This window comes from Anatilimnocola aggregata (assembly GCF_007747655.1).
Taxonomy (GTDB): domain Bacteria; phylum Planctomycetota; class Planctomycetia; order Pirellulales; family Pirellulaceae; genus Anatilimnocola; species Anatilimnocola aggregata.
The window spans coordinates 2,782,458-2,800,373 of the sequence record NZ_CP036274.1 but is presented as its reverse complement, the minus strand read 5'-3'; the positions used below and the strand labels follow the sequence as shown (position 1 = coordinate 2,800,373).

The following is a 17,916-nucleotide window of genomic DNA, read 5'->3' as shown; positions in this document are numbered from 1 at the left end:
ATGCACGCAACTCAACCGGAACTGCTTGTCGATCTCCTGGAAATCTTTAATCGGCATCGAATAAAGATGGCAGTGATCTTTATGCTCGTGCTCGCCGGCGTCACGGCGTACACACTCAATACCAAGCGCCTGTTCACGTCCGAAGCGAAGCTCTTTGTACGGCTGGGACGCGAGACAATCGGCTTGGATCCCACCGCCACGACAAATCAGGTGATCTCCGTTCAAGACTCACGCGAAAACGAGGTGAACTCTATTCGTCAGTTGCTACAAAGTCGCGCGATCGCCGAAGAAGTGGTGGACGAGATCGGGTTCAAAGAAGTGTTGGAATTGAAGCCAGGGGGGCGGGGACTGACCGCCTATATAAAGTCGTTCAGTCCTTTCTATGTCGACAGCCCTCGCGATGCGGCAATCGATAAATTCCGGAAGCGGATCAAAGTGTTGCCAGTGGATCGAAATAGCGTGATCGCCATTTCGTACCAGGGGGGCAGCCCAGAATTGAGCCAACAAGTCCTGACGAGTGTGATCGCTAGCGCTCGCAAGGCTCATTTGCGAGTCAACCGTATCGAAGGCTCCGGCGAGTTCTTTTCCGATCAAAGTGATAAGTGGCGAAAGCAAGTCTCGGAGCTGGAAAAGGGGCTTACGGCGTTCAGGAATGAGTCCGGCGTTTCGGATTTCGGCAAACAGCGGGATCTCTATTTGAGTTTGGCTGGTTCGCTCAAGACATCGCTGTTAGAGGCGGAAAGCCAACTTCAGGCGGCCAATGCGCAACTCGAGAAACAAGAGTTCCTGTTAGCAGACGAACCGGATCAACTCGTGCTGGAAAAAGTTAGTGGCCTGCCGAACACAGCGGTTCAAGAGATGCGGCAGCAACTTTATGCTGTCCAACTGAAGGAGCAGGAGATCCTGTCGAAATACAATAAGGAACATGATCTCGTTCGCCAGATTCAAGATCAAATCAAGTTGGCTCGGCGCAAGCTGGAAGAGGAAAGCGATTTGACGCAGGTCACCGAAGGCTTAAACACTGCGAGGCAAGAACTGCGAGTCACCATGTTGACGCAGAAGGCGACTGTGGCTGCCCTGGCCGCGCGCACAACTTCGTTGCGCGAGAAACTCGCCCAGGTCAACAACGAAATCAAGAGCCTTAATCAGCAAGAGCCCCAACTGGATGAACTCCAGCGCGAATTGCAACTAGCGCGCGACAACTACCTCAGCTATTCGCAGAAGAACGAGCTGGCCCGCATCGAACAAGCGATGAATAACAACTCCATTTCGAACATCAACGTGCTGCAAGCCCCCAGTCGCTCTTTGCTCCCCAGTTGGCCGCAGCCAATCTTAAACCTGGCGCTGGGCGTGGCACTCGGTATGTTTTCAGCAATGTGTGTGGCCCTGATTGCCGAGTATCGCCGTCCCCAGGACACAACTCCGTTACCTAATAATGGGCGTCCAGCTGCGTTCAATTCTCCAGCATATCCGGCTCCTCCGCATTTTCGCGCGGCGCATTCTTATCCAGCCATGAATGGCGCGGCTGTCGCTGTCGCCAACGGGTCTGACGGGCAGGAGAGCCAATGAACCCGTCTCAATTGATCGGCCAACAACTGCAGTACGATACCGAGGAGGAGGATCGCCGCTTACCAAATTCAGCTGCACATATGCAGCTGTCGCCAAGAGACTCGGTCAGCCCTGCCTGTTTGCATCATCCCTTTCTCTTGAATGCGGAACGGAATCCACAGGCGATTGCCGTCGTTTGCGGCAATGAGCGAGTGACGTATCAGGAACTGGAGGAGCGCTCGGCTAGTGTTGCGCAGGAATTGTTGAAGTCCCCGCGCCCGCACGAAGAATTGATCGGACTGGATGCCGCCCGAACTGTCGATACGCTGGTGGGAATGATTGGTATTTTGCGCGCTCAGGCGGCGTATCTGCCCATCGACCCTTCCTCACCTGAATCGCGCATCAAGTTTTTTGTCGACGACTCCGAGCTTCGTCGCGCCTACGCCAAACCCACAAGCCCACTGGCCCGCTGCGTGGACCAGCTTGTGAGCCCCAGTTCGAGCAGTGGTGCGGCCGTTGCGCCGCTAGCCGATGATCCAAGTCAACTGGCTTACGTTCTATATACCTCGGGCTCCACTGGAACCCCCAAAGGCGTCATGATCGAACATGGCGCCGCGATGAATACCATTCTGGATATCAACCGGCGCTTTCAAATCGGGCGTGAAGATCGCGTGCTGGGGATTTCTCCCTTCGGATTTGACTTATCCGTCTACGATGTCTTCGGAACATTCGCCGCGGGCGGCTGCCTCGTGCTCGCGACCATGGAAGAAATCCGAGATCCTCGCGCGCTATTCAACTTAATGCAGCGCGAGCGAGTCACCGTCTGGAATTCGGTGCCCGCTCAGATGGAGCTGTTGCTGCGGCTCCTCGCAGACTTCAGTTACGACTGTTACGAACACTTGCGGCTTGTCATGCTCAGCGGTGATTGGATCAGCCTCAAGTTGCCTGAGAGACTGATGACGCACTTTCCTCGAGCTCAGCTGATCAGCCTGGGAGGCGCGACCGAAGTATCCATCTGGTCTTGCTTCCATCGCGTTGTTGAGGTTGCGCCGGACTGGAAGAGCATTCCTTATGGTCGCCCACTGTCACGGCAATATTTTCGCATCCTAGACGCACAGGGTGAGGATTGCATCGCTGGAGAAGCCGGAGAGCTCTTAATCGGTGGGGACGGTGTCGCACGTGGTTATCTCAATCGCCCGGAGCTTACTGCCGAGCGTTTTATTACTGAAATCGGAATTGACGGTACGCCGGAACGACTTTATCGAACCGGCGACCTAGGTCGTTACATGCCCGATGGGACGATGGAGTTCCTGGGGCGGATTGACCACCAGGTGAAGATCAACGGCTATCGCATTGAATTGGGAGAAATCGAAAGCCAGTTAATCCGCCATCCGGACATTCGGGAAGCAGTTGTCGTTGCCCGCCGCGATGTGGGGGTGCGCTTAATTGCTTATGTGGTGCCACGGACACAAGATGATGGCTCGCTCGTTTCGCTGACGAATCAGCAGCTACGGCTATTTCTAGCCAGCACGCTTCCTGACTACATGCTGCCCTCGGATGTGGTCGCCGTCCCGCAGTTTTGCTTGACAGCCAATGGCAAAGTTGACCGCTCAAAACTTCCTGAGCCTCCGACCGGTTTGCAGGTTTCTCCACTGGGAGAGCAACGGGCTGCATCACCACTGGAATCGCAAGTGGCGGCGATCTTCGCGCGGGAACTACGCCAGGAAGATGCAGGAGTCGACACCAGCTTTTTTACTGTGAATGGAGACTCGCTGACCGCAATGAGCTTGGGATTGCGACTGGAAAAGGAATTTGGTGTGCGGCTTCCCATGGCGGTTCTCATGCATGATCGCATGACTCCGCGTTCCGTGGCCAAGTATATTCAGGATGGTCTGTCGTCCAGTTCCTGGGAATCAATTTTGCGACTCCAGCCCGAGGGGCAGTTGTCGCCGCTGTTTTGCTTGCCCGGCATCGATGGGCACCTGCTGAAGTACCGGCACCTGGCCCAGTCTCTCGGCGGTAATCGGCCTGTCTTCGGCTTGCAGCCTCCTGGTTTGGACGATCTCAATCCTCCCGAGTCCATAGAAGAGATCGCTGCTCATTACGTGCGACTCATTCGCCGTGCGCAGCCGGAAGGTCCATACCGCTTGCTTGGTTTTTCGCTGGGCGGCGTGTTCACCTTCGAGGCAGCTCGTCAGTTACAGCAGGCGGGACAGCAAGTGAGTTCGCTGATCTTGTTGGACTCTTACATTGGCCAGTTGCCCAGGATTCCACTTTCCGCCTCGGCAAAATATCACTTGCAATGCATCCGCTGTCTTCCTCGCGGAGAAACATGGTCGTATGTTTGGGAACGTTGCCGTGTGGGATGGATTCGAGCGCGTGGCCTGTTACGCGGCATTCCGAAAGAGCAACGGGACGCGGAGGTCTTTGACCTGGCCCCCAACTACGTCCGAATTGCCATTGCCAACGCGCGGGCTGCTCGCAACTACGCCCCCCAGCCCCTGGCATGTAGCGCCCATCTGTTGCGAGCCTCACGTCAACTGCCGCAATGGGATGTGGGTGCTCAGGGAGAAATGGGCTGGACCGGCCTCTTTCAAAACGGCCTGACCGTTCAAGAGATCGAAGGCTCGCATCGCGATCTACTCAAGCCGTGGAATATTCCCCGACTGGCCGAGACGATTCGTTCGTTGATTGAGAACTAGCCAACTACGAATTGATCCAGGAACTCTTGCTGAATGGGTAGGTGATTCAGCGGAGGACCGTGGAAGTGGAATTGATCGTCTTCCGAAAGCCCGGCGTCAAATCCGTCCAGGTCGCTTCAAATGAGTTATGCACGCGAACGAACGCGATGTTAGATTGGAGTCGGTTCGGGCCTGGAACGGTTCCAGGCGGATCTCAAATGGGAAAATAATCGGACAAACGTCCTGTCGTCCTGCAATCGACCTGTCTCCGCTGGAGCACAAGTTTTGAAATGTGGAACTGGCGCGGAAAGTCAAGTCAGCCCATGCGTACTCTGATCTTCACGTTCCTGTTAGTGCACGGAATTATTTGCAGTGCATTTTCGACGGAAACAGTCGGCACGTCTCTGACTTGGGGAGAGGTCCGCGACGCGGGTCGAGCGAAATCACTGTTCTTGAAAGAGGCCGAGAAAAAACTGGGAGCAGCGCCTGCCGTTCCCACGGCCAATCTTGATCAGTTCCGCAAGTCCGTTGGGCCGGTTCTAGCCCAGAAATGCATCGGCTGTCATGGTCCTGACTCGACCATGGCGAATCTGCGCGTCGACCAGTTGAATCCCGATTTATTGGCCGGCCCCGACGTTGACCGTTGGCGGGGCATCTACAAAGTCCTTAGCAATTCCGAGATGCCGCCCGAAGACGAGCCTGAGTATCGGCTGGCCGACGCCGATCGTAAAACAATTGTCGACTGGCTCAGCGAGGAAATGAACAAAGCGTCCGTCGTTCGCCGCAGTCGTGCGGAGCATTCTTCGTTTCGCCGGATGACGAAATACGAATACAACTATGCGCTGCAGGATCTTCTCGGTTTGCCCTATTCAATCGCCAACAGCTTGCCACCGGAGGCGGCTTCGGACGACGGCTTTAAGAACAGTTCCGACTTGCTGCAGATGTCGACCACGCAATTCGAGGCCTATCGCGAGCTGGGACTGAAAGCACTGCAGCGAGTGACCGTAAGCGGAGAACGTCCTCGGCCTGTGACCTACATCATTTCGATGCAAGATGTGATGAACAAGGCGACGGGCGATAAGAACAAGCGTTTCAATAAGTCTGAAGAAAGCTATCGCAATCATCGGAACAGGCCACATCTGCTAAATCAATCAACAGGCGATGGGATTCAGTTTGCCGGCGGCAACGCCGCTCCTCAGCCAGGTGAATTTGCGGGCCACAACCCAGATGTATCTCCCGTAGTATTCATCCTCCCGCGATCTAGCGAGTTGAAAATAAATCTGGATCGCTTTCTGCCCGATGAAGGGATGATGCGTGTGCGAATTCGCGCGTGGCGCACGACGAACGAGCCCGAAGAGTTTGCCAGTCTGCGACTGATCTTCAGTGCCCATACCAGCAATAACGCAAATTTCTCGCAAGTCGTCAGCCAGCGGGATATGCCGGTTACGGCACTGGCCGACAAGCCGGAATTCATCGAGTTCGACATTCCGCTCAGCGAGATCCAGCGAAATCCTTTTCGCAAGTTGGAGACCACTTTCCCCAGGCGGGATGAATTCCTGCACATTCGCAACGAATCGAGTATTCGCGGCGGCAAGGAAGCACTCCAAGTAGTGATGGATTATATCGAGGTCAGCGCACCTCACTTCGATCACTGGCCACCGCCGAGCCATACCAACATCTTCATTGAGAGCAAGAACAAGAACGATGAGCAGGTTTACGGCCGGGAGGTACTCACCCGCTTCCTTGAGCGTGCCTGGCGGCGTCCGGTCGTAGCTGAGGAAGTTCTTCCTTTCATGGACTTGCTTTCCAAGTATCGTTCTGACTTTGACGCGTTTGAGCCGGCCATGCTGGAAGTCTTGGCCACTGTTCTGGCGACACCGGAGTTTCTTTACCTGACTCAGCGATCAGCCGCTGAGGATACTCAGAAAGCCGATGCAAAGAGACCAGAAACAATCAGTGAACAGGAGTTGGCAAGTCGGCTTTCATTCTTTCTCTGGTCGAGCGTGCCAGACCAGCAGCTCCTGCAACTGGCCCAAAAAGGGACGCTAAGAGATCCCGCCGTTTTGAAGCTGCAGGTGGATCGAATGCTGGCCGATCCACGCGCACAGCGATTCTCACACCACTTCGTGGAGCAATGGTTGGGACTGGACGGCATGGATAGCGTCACGCATGTCAAAGATGCCGCGCTCCGAGAAGCGATGCGGGAAGAGCCGGTCGCTTTCTTTCGAGAAGCCCTGCGTAGCAATAGCAGCGTGATGGACTTCTTGCACTCAGAATATGTCGTGGTCAATGAGCGACTGGCCCAGCATTATGGCATTCCAGGCGTGTTCGGACCTCATTTTCGCAGGGTGCCCGGCACTGCCCAAACAAACCGCGGTGGAATCTTGACTGCCGCGAGCCTGTTGACGATGAATTCCGACGGTGCCGATTCTCATCCGCTCAAGCGCGGTGTTTGGCTGCTGGAGCGCGTTCTGCAGGACCCTCCACCGCCGCCGCCGGCTGATGTTCCGAAAGTCGATCTGACGGACCCTCGAATCCTGGAGATGACGCTCAAGGAACGCATTGCCGACCATCGCAACAAGCCGAGTTGCATTTCGTGCCATTCTCGAATCGATCCCTGGGGAATCGCTTTTGAGAATTATGATGCCTTGGGTGCTTGGCGATCCAACATCAAGAACAAGCCGGTGGACGCCACCTCGATCCTGTTCAACAAGCAAGAACTGGCTGGAGTAGAAGGTCTCAAGCGGTATCTACTCGCAGACCGGCAAGATCAGTTTGCCAGGGCCATGGTTCACAAGATGTTGGCTTATGCTCTTGGTCGGCCACTAACCTTTGCCGACCATGCGGATGTCGATGGCCTGACCGCCCAGTTCAGAAAAAATAAAGATCAGCTTACAGACCTGATACATTTAGTCGTGAGCAGCGACTTATTCAACTCGAAGTAAGAGTCGGAAACCGGTGATGACCAATCCACCCGTGAGTAATAGACCAGTGACCATTCATCGTCGAAACTTCCTGCGTGGAACTGGCGTAGCGCTCGCCTTGCCGTGGCTTGAATCGCTGTCCCTCGCCAGTTCATCTCCCAACGCAACGCCGAAGCGTTTTTTGAGCGTCTATCATCCGGATGGTGTCGGACTGCCGCTCAAGTCAGACCCGGCGTGGAGTGATTGGAGTTGGTTCCCGCGCGGTGGTGAGAAGGACTTCGAACTGACAAAGGTCCTCGACGTACTCGAACCACTACGCAGTGATATCACGATCTACTCTGGCCTGTCTCACCCGGCTGCCCGAAAGGTTCATGGACATTCCAACGCAGATCAATTTCTGACCGGCGCGGACATCGGCGGTCATGGTCCCTATAAGAACTCCGTTTCCGTCGACCAGGTCATTGCTGGGCATGCTGGGGAATTTACCCGTCACGCTTCGCTCGTGATGTCGACCAACGGAGGCATCGGTGGTCCACGCGGCGCGCAGACACAGTCGTTCAACCAAGAAGGCCGCCCCATTCCGGCCATGAACAAACCGAAGCAGATTTTCGACACGCTGTTTGTCACCAGTGGGAAGGACGCTCACGCTCGACTGGCCAGAAGCAAGAGCGCCTTGGATTTGCTCATCGCGAATACGAAGGCGTTGGAAAAATCGCTTTCCAAGCAGGATCAGCAAACGCTCAAGCAGTATCTGGATGCCGTGCGCGATACCGAACTTAAGCTGGCGAAAGCGCAGAAGTGGATTGATACGCCGACTCCTGTGATCGACACCAGCAACCTTCATTTGGAAGCCACTCCGGCAGAAGCTCGGCTTTACTTCCAAACCATGTATGAGCTGATCTATCTCGCCTTCCTCAGCGATTCCACGCGTGTGGCGACGTTCCAACTGGGACGCGAAAACGGCGAAGGTCCGCACGATTTGTTGTCCAGAGCCGTTGGCCTGGGCGGTGCTCATGGTCTGACTCACGCCGTCAAGCAGCCCAATGGCTGGAAAAATCTCGGCACCTACAATCGCTACCAGGCAGAAGAATTCGGCCGGTTTGTGCAAAGGCTGAAGGACACACCCGAACCGACTGGCAACGGCAACATGCTGGATAACACCTTCGCGATGCATGGCTCTGCTTCGAGCAGCTTTCACCTGTCACGTAATTATCCGATTATCTCGGCTGGCGGAAAAAACCTGGGGTTCACTAACGGCCGGTATCTCAAGTTCGGCAAAGGGAACGAAGATAACCAGGCGGGCGCGGGAATCGACACCGATGCCGGCTGGCAAGGCGAAGCCCGCGTCCAGGAAGAACCCCTCGCCCTCCTTTTCACGACTCTCTTGCAACGCTTTGGCGTCGAGACCGATTCATTTGCCGGAATCACCGGCACGTTGAATCGAGTTTAAGAGGTCACGTTTTCCAGGCGCAAATGTGAAGGGTCTTCGTTGGGTCCAAGTAGTCTGACCGACGAGTACGCACATCCAATTTGTTGAAAAACTCCCACCCGTTGTCCACCCAACCTAGCGCCAAACCCGTGTGCGGCGCGTTTGACGGCTGAATGACGCGACCCTTTTATCAACACCCCCTTTTGCCGTTTCCGCTCGCGAGCCATCGTTTCAGTGTGGGACGAAACTCGCGCACCGCTTCACTTGCCGGAATTAGGCCAACCCCTGCCGCCCCTTCACCTCGCTGCCTTGTGAAGTGAGGCACACGAAAATACGGCCACTTGAATTAAACACAACTAGTGACCACATGTCAATGACATTTTAATTACATTGCAACAATCTATGGCGGAAGATGTCTGCGGCGGAATGTCGTTCTCAGAAACGCGCGATCATGGTCCGCGTCACCACGAAAGTTCAGAGCCAAAGGGCCGCAGCAGTCGCTTCGTCTGCTGTTCATCGGTAAAAGTTGTACTCAGCAAGACGACCGCCCGGGCTATGGGCCGAATGGTTGCTGAGCGTGGCCGGCACGTCCCGCCAAACCTCTTGGTTTTGCCGTCAAGGCCAGCGGCCAGGAAGTCTCGAAGTCGCAGCTCGCGCAGGAGAAGATGTAATTTACCTGCACTATGTTTCTGCCGTAGACAGCGAACTGGCCGACTGTCCGCTCATAAAAAACGCCTGCAGCGCGCCCCGGCTGTTCACGCCGAAGTGCTTGTAGATGTTCTTGGTATAGTCGCCGACCGTGTGTTCACTGATGCCCAGCTTTTCGGCGATTTCGCGTTTGGTGTCGCCGCCGAGCAAGAGAATGAGCGTTTGACGTTCGCGCGGGCTGAGGAGCAGTACCTTGATGTGCGATGGGTCGACGTTGCGGCGATGAAACCACTCGACATGTTTGAAAGTGAAGTGGACGATGCTTTGCTCGCGCTTGTTGAAGTCAGGCTTGCCCAGCAGGCGATGAAAGCCTGTGCCGCTATAACTGGTGGGACTGAGGGGATAGATCGTGAATAGACTGTAGTCGAGGCCAGAAAGATGCCAGACCTGCCCATGCTGCTGCATCCACTCGTCGGTAAGAATCTCACTACGCAGCCGCGTGACGTGCCGCATTTGCTGCGCGGCCTCGATGCTGAACGGAGCGAGCGTTTGATTCACCAGCGGGCTGGATAGCGCTTTGTAAGCCTGCACACGTTGCCCTTCGCTCGTCCAGCCCCCATCCAGTAACTGTGTCGTCATAACATCGGGTTGCTGCGGATCGGGGATGGCGGCGGACCAGATGTAAACATCGGCGTCGATTAACTGTCGGACGTCGTCAAGCAATTTCCGTTTTCGCTCGACCAGGTTCAAGGGCAACGTGGGATCGCCCACTTGTCCCAGTACAGAGAAGATCCGTTCAGTGTCTTCGAATGCTAGCGGTTCCAGCGACGTACCAGTCATGCTCTTTCTCGTCGGAGCCTGAGTGAAACTTTGAGTTAGCGGGAGGATTCGTCGGCAGGTACGAGTGCATTAGGATTACCCAACATCAAAGTACAAGTCCACACGAGTTGAGGGGTTGCGCGGGCAGTTTTCCGCATTTCGCGGGAGGCATACCAATCTGTCGCAGTTGTGAAACTGAAAGGCTTGCGGAGGATGCGAACGGTACGGCCCCTTTACCGACTTTTCGCATTGCACCTATCCCGCGTTTAAGGAATTCCTTGGGGGGGTGACAGAACTTTGGCCGACCGGGTTGAGGCTCGTCGAAACGGACAGTACGGCTGGCGGCGACGCACGGATGGCGTCGTCCTTCCCCGAAAACTACACGGAGGTTGTCATGCGGTTCAATCGATTGTGGACAGAACGAAATCGCCGCGCACTGCGGCGTACATTTTTAAGCGGCGCGGTATTGGGCATGGGGTTGTTGTTGAGTGGCGGAGAATTGCACGCTCAATACATCGGCACCAACTTCAATACCGGCGATGGCGATGGTGCGGTTGCGACGGGGCTTCGCTCGACCGCGGTGGGATCGTCGGCGAATGCTTCCGCCGAGTCAGCTACGGCAGTGGGCACCACTGCGCAGGCCACCGCTCCCAACTCGTCAGCTTTCGGTGATACAGCCCAAGCAGACGGTGAAGGGTCATCCGCGTTCGGTTTTGTTTCATCAGCTGCTGGCGAGCGGGCAACGGCTGTCGGTTTTGCATCTATCGCATCGGGAGATTTCTCGGTCGCGACCGGCTCCAATGCTAATGCTGCCGGAGAACGTGCGTCGGCATATGGCAACAGTGCCAGCGCGGCGGGAGATTATTCGTCTGCCTTCGGCACCAACGCTTCCGCGGCCTTCGTTAATTCGACCGCAATTGGAACTGGAGCCACCACCACCCGCGCCGACCAAATCGCGCTCGGAACCGCCACAAACACCTACACCGCGGCCGGCATCACTTCCGCTGCGAGCACTGCTGCCCAAACGGGGCCGATCATGATTGTGACGAGCGACGCGGGTGGCAACCTGGCAGCTTCTGATCCGAACACGATCTTGACCAACAGCACGGCATTTCAGGGTTTGCAATCGCAGGTCGAAACCAACAGCGAAGGTGTGGCGATGGCGCTTGCCATGGCCGGCGCTGGTTCGGTGTTGCCCGTCGATGTGAACTACAGCGTGTCCGCGAATGTGGGTGTGTTCGAAGACACATCGGCCTTTGCGTTCGGCGGCGTCGCTCGCTTGACCGAGAACACGTTCATTAACGGTGGCTTTGGCGTGGGTACTGCAAAGGGCGCGGTAGGTGGCCGGGTGGGCGTGAACTACGCCTGGTAGTGGCGGGCCGGAAAAACACGTTCGCAGGCTGGCACGTCTCCAGCCTGCGAACGGCGTGTTGGGAATGCATCCTCTCATCTCGATGTTGGTTTCTTTTCGGAGAATGGATTCGATGAAAAGCTCTTTGCTGCTTGCGTGCGCGATGGTTGTGGGCTGTGGTTGGCTGCTTTCGTCTCCCCTGACGACTCTCGCCCAAGCTCCCCCGGCGAATCCTTATCAACAGTTCCGCCCACCCGTGCCAGGGCAGCCCTTGCCAAGTCAACCAGCGCCGGGTCAGCCCACGACGGCACCTCGGCAAAACTCAGCTCCACAGATTCCAGTGCCGCATCAATACCGGCCTCCCGTGGGTGGCCCCGTCAATCAGCAACCACCACGCGCACCGCAACCAACTCCGCCGCAAAATGCCGCACCGGGCCAATCACCGGCAGCGACTCCACCAGCCATTTCGCCGAATGACCGCGCCGCGGCAGTGATCTTGATTAAGAACGCGCTGATCGCCGTGAATCAGGGAAATCTCACCGGCAACTTTACCGTGCTGCGCGACCTGGCTTCGCCCGGTTTTCGCAACCGCAATTCGGCCGGCGATCTGGCAAACATCTTTCAAAACTTGCGGCAGAAAAAGATCGATCTTTCGCCCATCGTGGTGCTCGATCCACTGATTGCGCCGCCGCAAGTATCCAAAGAGGGACTGCTGTTGCTCGAAGGTTACTTTGCGTCCAGTCCGTCACGAATCAACTTCAAGCTTGGTTACATTAAAAGCGAAACCGGCGGTTGGATGATCGACGCCGTGAGTGTCGGGGTTTCACCAGCGGAAACAACCTCGACTAATCAACCGCGTCAGCCTGTACCGACATCCGCTCAACCTGCAGCGCAACAACGCCACCCGGGTTAGTTGGGCAGCCTGCTCGTGGCGTGATGTTTCTGTACGTTTGATTGGCTTTATCGCAATGCGCTGGAGTTATACGTGGCGGCCAGCGATTGCCGCGGAACTTCGACCGGAATCGGCTGCGTGTCGAAGCTGATGCCCGCAAGTTTTTTGGGCACGATACCCATTTGCGTTGTGTTCGGCAGAGCCTGCTGTTGAGCCGCGTACTCCAACATGATGCGGTGCACAGCTGGATTGATTTCGGTTTTACCATCGGCCCGCTCTTCGCCAACAGAGTCGAACGAACCGATCGTCACGATGCTTTCCGACGTATCGTGAAACTCGTAAGCTTCGACGCCTTTGTCGCGTAGGGCCACGCACAGATTGCGGGCACTGATGGCGGCCTGATCGATCTTCGAATCGCCCTGCCGTTCATTCGTCAGTTTTTCAAATTCCTTGGGCTTCATTGTGTCGACGCCGCGGAAAGTGGCCACTTTCACCGTGTACTTCTTCGGGTTGCGCAGCAAACTGTGCGGGACATTCTTGTTCATTTCGACCAGGAACGGATCGAGCCCCTTGGCCACAAAGTATTCGTCAGGCAACAGCGGGTTGCGCGTGACGAACGCTTTCGCCAGCGGTCCCTTGCTCTTACGCTCCTCAGTCGGAGCGATACTGCGGTAGTACTCGCGAATTCGATCTAGCGGCTGACTGAGCGCTGAAGTCGCGCTTCGCTGGCCAGGCTGTGGTTTGCCGGGGGTGAGCATCGCGGGACGTAACGTCTTAACCTGGGCGAGCGTTTTTTCCAGCAGCGGATCGTTGACCGAATCGAAATTGCCAACCATCACAGCATATTCGTTGAATTCGACTGGGCGCATCGGCTTCATCTTTTTCGCACCGCCAAACCTGTTAAATCCCAGCCCTACTTCGGGCTGCGTGTAATCGAAATGTTGACGATAGACATAAGCCTGCAAGCGATAGCGGGTCCGTAGTTCGCGGGCGAACTCGTGGGCTTGTGCTTCGCCATCGCCGCCTCCATCTTCGCCAGCGTTGCCGACAAACGTCGTACACAGAATCAGCCAGGGACCATGCTGCTCGGTCAGTGAATAGTCGACAGCGGAGGCCACGGTGCGCGCAGGAGCTGGCTTCTTTTGAAAGGGAATCAATTGCGCCCACGGCGGGGCAGCCTTGGCCAGGCCGGTGAGCACGAGGAGCGCAGTCAGACTGCCGAGGACTAGCGCGCGAAACCGTAAACCAGGCTGGTGCATCGAGCGAATCTCCGCTGATGAGTGCCGCAAGAATAGACGAGCCACCCGGAGGAACCGGACGGCCGATAAGCGGCGGGACTTTAGCAGGGCGAGACATTTCCTGCCAAGACGACTTTTCGCCCTGTTTTTGACGGAAATGATAGTGCTCCTCACGTAAAGTGTGAGGAGTGCCAATTAATCCTTCACCACCAACTTCTGCCCGTTCACTTCGACCACGTCCCCCTTCACCAACTTTTTACGGCGGCGAGTATCGACTTCGCCATTCACTTTTACGTCGCCATTCTGAATCATCACCTTCGCCTGGCCGCCGGTGTCCGCGACGCCGCTCCGCTTCAGGAAATGATCGAGCCTAAGCACATCGGCCGGTTCGTCAGGTTCGTCAGTCATCGGTGGTCACTCCTGGTGTCTGGTCACAGTTTTGCTCGAAGGCGGCGCAGCGGACGATAGGCTGCGGCGGATACTTGGGATAGCGGGAATCTTGCTGCGACTGACGGCAAAGATAAAACACGGAACCGCGGCCGGAAATGACCTCTTGGCAATGCGTGCAGGCCTGACACAGACTGGTGATCACGTTCGTTACTTTTTATTGCGCCGTGTTACTGCGAATGCCGCTTGTTATGCACCGCCCCATTCTAGCCGACTCACAAGAACTGCTAGCCCGCCCCATCCCCGGCGGTTGGATGTGGCGCACCATCGAAGTGGCCGACCACGCGTGGGAATTGCTCTTGCCAGCCGATCAAAATGCTTTCTTGCAACAAACGGCCAACGACGACGAGTGGCCCGATCCCTACTGGACGCAAATCTGGCCCGCCGCGCGGTCGATGGCGGCCCTGGTCCTCGCCCGAAATTGGCCGGCCGAAACTCGCCTGCTCGAACTGGGCTGCGGCAGCGGACTGGTTGGGTTGGCGGCCTTGGCTCGCGGTTGCCACGTGACCTTCAGCGACTATGTCCCTCTGGCCGTCGAACTGGCCTGCGCCAACGCGCGGCACAACGGCTTTGCACAAGTGCAGGGGAAAGTGCTCGACTGGCGATCGCCAGGCACCGAACCCCGTTATTCCACCATCATCGCGGCCGATGTCATTTACGACTCGGAACTTCACCAGCCCTTGCTCAATACGCTGAAGGCCCGCTTGCACACTGGCGGCTTTGTTTGGCTCGCCGAACCTGGACGGATGGAAACGGCCAACGCATTTTTGCAGCTGGCTGCTGAAGCAGGCTGGCTGGCTAAATTCGTCGACGAACAAGGTTCGCCTTGCGAATCGCTGCAGCCCGGGCAGTTTCGTCGCGTCAAGCTGACTCGAAATGCAGACTGAAAAACTCCGGTCGCCTGGAAATCTACCCTCGAAATTTCATCCTAGATGTTCAACATGGCCCCTCCTATTTGAACACAGATTGCTCGGAAACCCGAGAGTTACGTGCTTCCCTGTCCAATTAGTGACACCTTAATTGAACACCCCCATTTTGCGGTTGTCGCGACAAGCCTGCACTTGATGGAACGGCAGCCGATCGTCCCCGCGCGCCGGTTGACCTTTTTACTATAGTAAGAGGTTCGCTCAGTAATCATCTCTCCCTCCCCTTGCTTCCGACTCGCCCCCATGCTCGCCGCTGAACCCCCATTGCCGCTCCTCATTACAGGCCTGGCAGGCGTAGCGGGGTACAACGCGTTTCAACACTTGCGCGGTAAGTATGGAGATCAAGTGCTGGCGATTCGCCGTACCGACTACTGGCCGCTGAGCGGGCCGGGGATCATTCCCTGCGATATGGACGACCGCGATGCCATGCGCCGGTTGTTCGACAATTATCAGTTTGCCGCCGTGCTGCACTGCGAAGGAACCTGCAAGCTCAAGTCCTGCGAGCTCGATCCGAGCATGGCGCGGCGGATCAATGTGCAGAGCATGGAAGTCCTGCTCGAGACCATCGCCCACACATCGGTACGGCTCGTACACTTGTCGATCGATCTGGTTTTCTCGGGCACGCGCGGCGGCGGCCATCGCGAGGACGACGAAGTCGATCCCGTAACCATCTATGGCAAGACGATGGTCGAAGCCGAACATCTGATTGCTCGCGAGCGCCCCAGCGCCTGCCTGCTGCGGATCTCATTGCCGATGGGCGTCAGCTTTAATGGCCACGCGGGAGCCATTGACTGGATTCAATCTCGCTTCAAGAAGCAGAAGCCGGCGACGCTCTACTTCGACGAGCGCCGCACGCCAACTTATACCGATTGCCTCAGTCCCCTGCTCGAAGAAGTCCTTCGTCGCCGCGAACTGAGTGGGCTCTATCACGCCGGCGGCCCCCGGTCACTCAGTTTGTATGAGATTGCCCAGGTGGTGAATCGCGTCGGCGGCTATCGCCCGGAAGACCTGATGGGTTGTTTGCGCCTTGAAGCGGGGCCACTTCCCCCGCGCGCTGGCGACGTGAGCATGGACAGTAGCAAACTCGCGAACATTCTCGGCTATCAGCCCTTCGACGGCTGGCCCTATCACGACGAGTTCGTCCCCACTCACCCTGACTGGCATCGCGACCGCACGGGCGAACCCGGCTCACCCGAACTGCTGGCCGAAGTTCTGTACCGGAATCCGGGGAGGAAGTTCTGAGACGTCGTACTTGTCTCGGAACTTAAAACTCCGAACTTGTCTCAACGCGCCGCCTTGCCACCTTGGGGTCAACGCCGCGACAATAGGGCGATAGCGAATTCAACTATCCACCGCGGAGCCTCCATGGAAGCCTCATCGTACGAATTTCTCAAGCAGTTGCTCCACACGCCGAGCCCCAGTGGCTACGAACGACCGATTCAAGATGTGGTGCGCAAGTACGTGGCTTCGTTTGCCGATGAAGTAAAAACGGACCTGCATGGCAATGTGATTGCCTGCAAAAATCCGGGGGCCAAAACGCGGGTCATGCTGGCCGGCCACTGCGACCAGATCGGCATGCTGATCACGCACTTTCACGATAGTGGATTTCTCTATGCCCAAACCATCGGCGGTTGGGATGCCCAGCAATTGATCGGCTCACGCATGGTCGTTTGGACCGACAAGGGGCCAATCCCGGGGGTCATTTCGCGCAAGCCCATTCACTTGCTCACCGACGAAGAACGAAAACAGATCACCAAGCTGGAAGACCTCTGGATCGATATCGGTTCCAAGAGCAAGGCCGAATCGCAGGAACTGGTTCGCATCGGTGATCCTGTTACCTTGCAGTTGGGCTTTCAAGAAATGCGGAACTCACTGGCGAACTCGCCGGCCATGGACAACAAAACGGGCCTGTGGACGATTGTCGAAGCGCTGCGCCGCGCGTCGAGCCAGTCGCTCCAGGTGGGCTTGTATGCCGTGTCGACAGTGGCTGAAGAGATTGGCCTGCGGGGGGCCCAGACCAGCGCGTTCGGTGTCGATCCGCACATTGGCATTGCCGTCGACGTGACCCATGCGACCGACTGCCCGACGATCGACAAGCGGCAACAAGGCGACATTGCTCTCGGCAATGGTCCGGTTATTTTTCGCGGGCCGAACATGAATCCCCACGTCACCGAACGGCTGATTCAAACTGCCAAAGACAACATGATCCCTCATCAGCTTTCCGCCAGCGGCCGCGCGGTACCGAACGATGCCAACGCGCTGCAACTCAATCGCGCGGGGTGTGCCACGGGGCTCGTCAGCCTGCCGAATCGCTACATGCACTCGGCCGTCGAAATGGTCTCACTCGAAGACCTCGACCGCACCGCCGACCTGCTCGCCGCCTTCGTCGTCGGCCTTACCGGCGAGGAAGATTTCACGCCGTAGAAGATCAGCGAGCTATTTATTCGGCAGCAATCTTTTCTGCTGGCTGAGATTCAGTCGCGCCAGTGGAATGAACCACGCGCGGGTACATGAAGTTGCAGCCCAGCGTGAAGTAGAACGGAAATTGGATCCGCCCGATTCCCAGCGGCACCGCTTGCTGCCTGACGAGGCAAGTTCCAGCCAGCGAGTCGCGCAGTCCCTGATGGTCATCGTCGATGCCACACCAGACCAGGTCGTAGAACATGATGCCAAAGCCGAACATCCAGAAGAACAGGCGGAAGGTGAGAATCAAGAGCGAGGGTGGATTTCCTTGCAAATCCACTAGCTTGCAACCGAAGAGGCGATAGGCAACGGTTCGTAACGAAGACCTTTTCAACGGAACTTCATACAGCCAGATGAGAATCATGGCAGGTGGTGAATACAGACTTATCAGACTCGGCGCAATCAACGTCGAAATAATTCCCAACGTGCCCAGGGCAAATCCCAGCACCAGCGAATCAACAATGAAGATGCCCAGTCGTGGCCTCATGCCGAGATAGACGCTCGGCGCATAATAGACTCCTACATTCTTGGGTCGTGGAGATCGCATGCA

General features: G+C 56.6%; 13 protein-coding genes. 9 read left to right on the top strand and 4 right to left on the bottom strand.

All coding sequences use genetic code 11. The annotated features are described in order from the left end of the window. The 4 genes from ETAA8_RS10635 (at nucleotide 1) to ETAA8_RS10620 (ending at nucleotide 8,603) form a co-directional block, all read left to right on the top strand. On the top strand, nucleotides 1-1,569 hold the full coding sequence (locus ETAA8_RS10635) for a GumC family protein (RefSeq protein WP_145088001.1): 1,569 nt from the start codon (nucleotides 1-3) through the stop codon (nucleotides 1,567-1,569). Further along, complete coding sequence (locus ETAA8_RS10630; RefSeq protein ID WP_145088000.1) at nucleotides 1,566-4,250, top strand: non-ribosomal peptide synthetase; 2,685 nt, start codon at nucleotides 1,566-1,568, stop codon at nucleotides 4,248-4,250. Before ETAA8_RS10635 ends, ETAA8_RS10630 begins: the two co-directional genes overlap by 4 nt. Nucleotides 4,251-4,552: 302 nt before the next feature. Next, on the top strand, nucleotides 4,553-7,174 hold the full coding sequence (locus tag ETAA8_RS10625; protein ID WP_202921744.1) for a DUF1592 domain-containing protein: 2,622 nt from the start codon (nucleotides 4,553-4,555) through the stop codon (nucleotides 7,172-7,174). A gap of 16 nt (nucleotides 7,175-7,190) precedes the next feature. Continuing rightward, nucleotides 7,191-8,603 (top strand): DUF1552 domain-containing protein, encoded by a 1,413-nt coding sequence (locus ETAA8_RS10620; RefSeq protein ID WP_145087998.1) that lies wholly within the window; start codon nucleotides 7,191-7,193, stop codon nucleotides 8,601-8,603. Nucleotides 8,604-9,263: 660 nt separating this feature from the next. On the opposite strand, the gene ETAA8_RS10615 is transcribed toward ETAA8_RS10620, so the two are convergent. Then, nucleotides 9,264-10,070 (bottom strand): helix-turn-helix transcriptional regulator, encoded by an 807-nt coding sequence (locus tag ETAA8_RS10615; protein ID WP_145087997.1) that lies wholly within the window; start codon nucleotides 10,068-10,070, stop codon nucleotides 9,264-9,266. A gap of 373 nt (nucleotides 10,071-10,443) precedes the next feature. Here ETAA8_RS10615 and ETAA8_RS10610 point away from each other — a divergent pair, with 373 nt between their 5' ends. Both ETAA8_RS10610 and ETAA8_RS10605 read left to right on the top strand, forming a co-directional pair. Further along, nucleotides 10,444-11,421 (top strand): YadA-like family protein, encoded by a 978-nt coding sequence (locus tag ETAA8_RS10610; protein ID WP_202921743.1) that lies wholly within the window; start codon nucleotides 10,444-10,446, stop codon nucleotides 11,419-11,421. 112 nt (nucleotides 11,422-11,533) lie between these two features. Then, on the top strand, nucleotides 11,534-12,313 hold the full coding sequence (locus ETAA8_RS10605; RefSeq protein ID WP_145087995.1) for a hypothetical protein: 780 nt from the start codon (nucleotides 11,534-11,536) through the stop codon (nucleotides 12,311-12,313). Between the two features lie 47 nt (nucleotides 12,314-12,360). Here the strand turns inward: ETAA8_RS10605 and ETAA8_RS10600 are convergent, their stop codons facing one another. Continuing rightward, nucleotides 12,361-13,551, bottom strand: a complete 1,191-nt coding sequence (locus tag ETAA8_RS10600) for a hypothetical protein (protein ID WP_145087994.1) — start codon at nucleotides 13,549-13,551, stop codon at nucleotides 12,361-12,363. A gap of 174 nt (nucleotides 13,552-13,725) precedes the next feature. After that, nucleotides 13,726-13,938, bottom strand: a complete 213-nt coding sequence (locus ETAA8_RS10595) for an RNA-binding S4 domain-containing protein (protein ID WP_145087993.1) — start codon at nucleotides 13,936-13,938, stop codon at nucleotides 13,726-13,728. A 230-nt stretch (nucleotides 13,939-14,168) separates the two neighbouring features. On the opposite strand from ETAA8_RS10595, the gene ETAA8_RS10585 reads away from it, so the two are divergent. The 3 genes from ETAA8_RS10585 (at nucleotide 14,169) to ETAA8_RS10575 (ending at nucleotide 17,327) form a co-directional block, all read left to right on the top strand. Further along, the gene (locus tag ETAA8_RS10585) at nucleotides 14,169-14,864 is read left to right on the top strand and encodes a class I SAM-dependent methyltransferase (protein WP_202921742.1); all 696 of its coding nucleotides are present in this window, start codon (nucleotides 14,169-14,171) and stop codon (nucleotides 14,862-14,864) included. A 282-nt stretch (nucleotides 14,865-15,146) separates the two neighbouring features. Then, nucleotides 15,147-16,145 carry an SDR family oxidoreductase gene (locus tag ETAA8_RS10580; RefSeq protein WP_145087990.1) on the top strand — a complete coding sequence of 333 codons (999 nt, stop codon included), beginning with the start codon at nucleotides 15,147-15,149 and terminating at the stop codon, nucleotides 16,143-16,145. 123 nt (nucleotides 16,146-16,268) lie between these two features. Continuing rightward, nucleotides 16,269-17,327: a M42 family metallopeptidase gene (locus tag ETAA8_RS10575; protein WP_145087989.1), complete on the top strand. Its 1,059-nt coding sequence runs from the start codon at nucleotides 16,269-16,271 to the stop codon at nucleotides 17,325-17,327. Nucleotides 17,328-17,343: 16 nt separating this feature from the next. Here the strand turns inward: ETAA8_RS10575 and ETAA8_RS10570 are convergent, their stop codons facing one another. Beyond that, entirely contained in the window at nucleotides 17,344-17,913 is a 570-nt protein-coding gene (locus tag ETAA8_RS10570; protein ID WP_145087988.1) for an RDD family protein, read from the bottom strand. Nucleotides 17,914-17,916 lie beyond the last annotated feature (3 nt).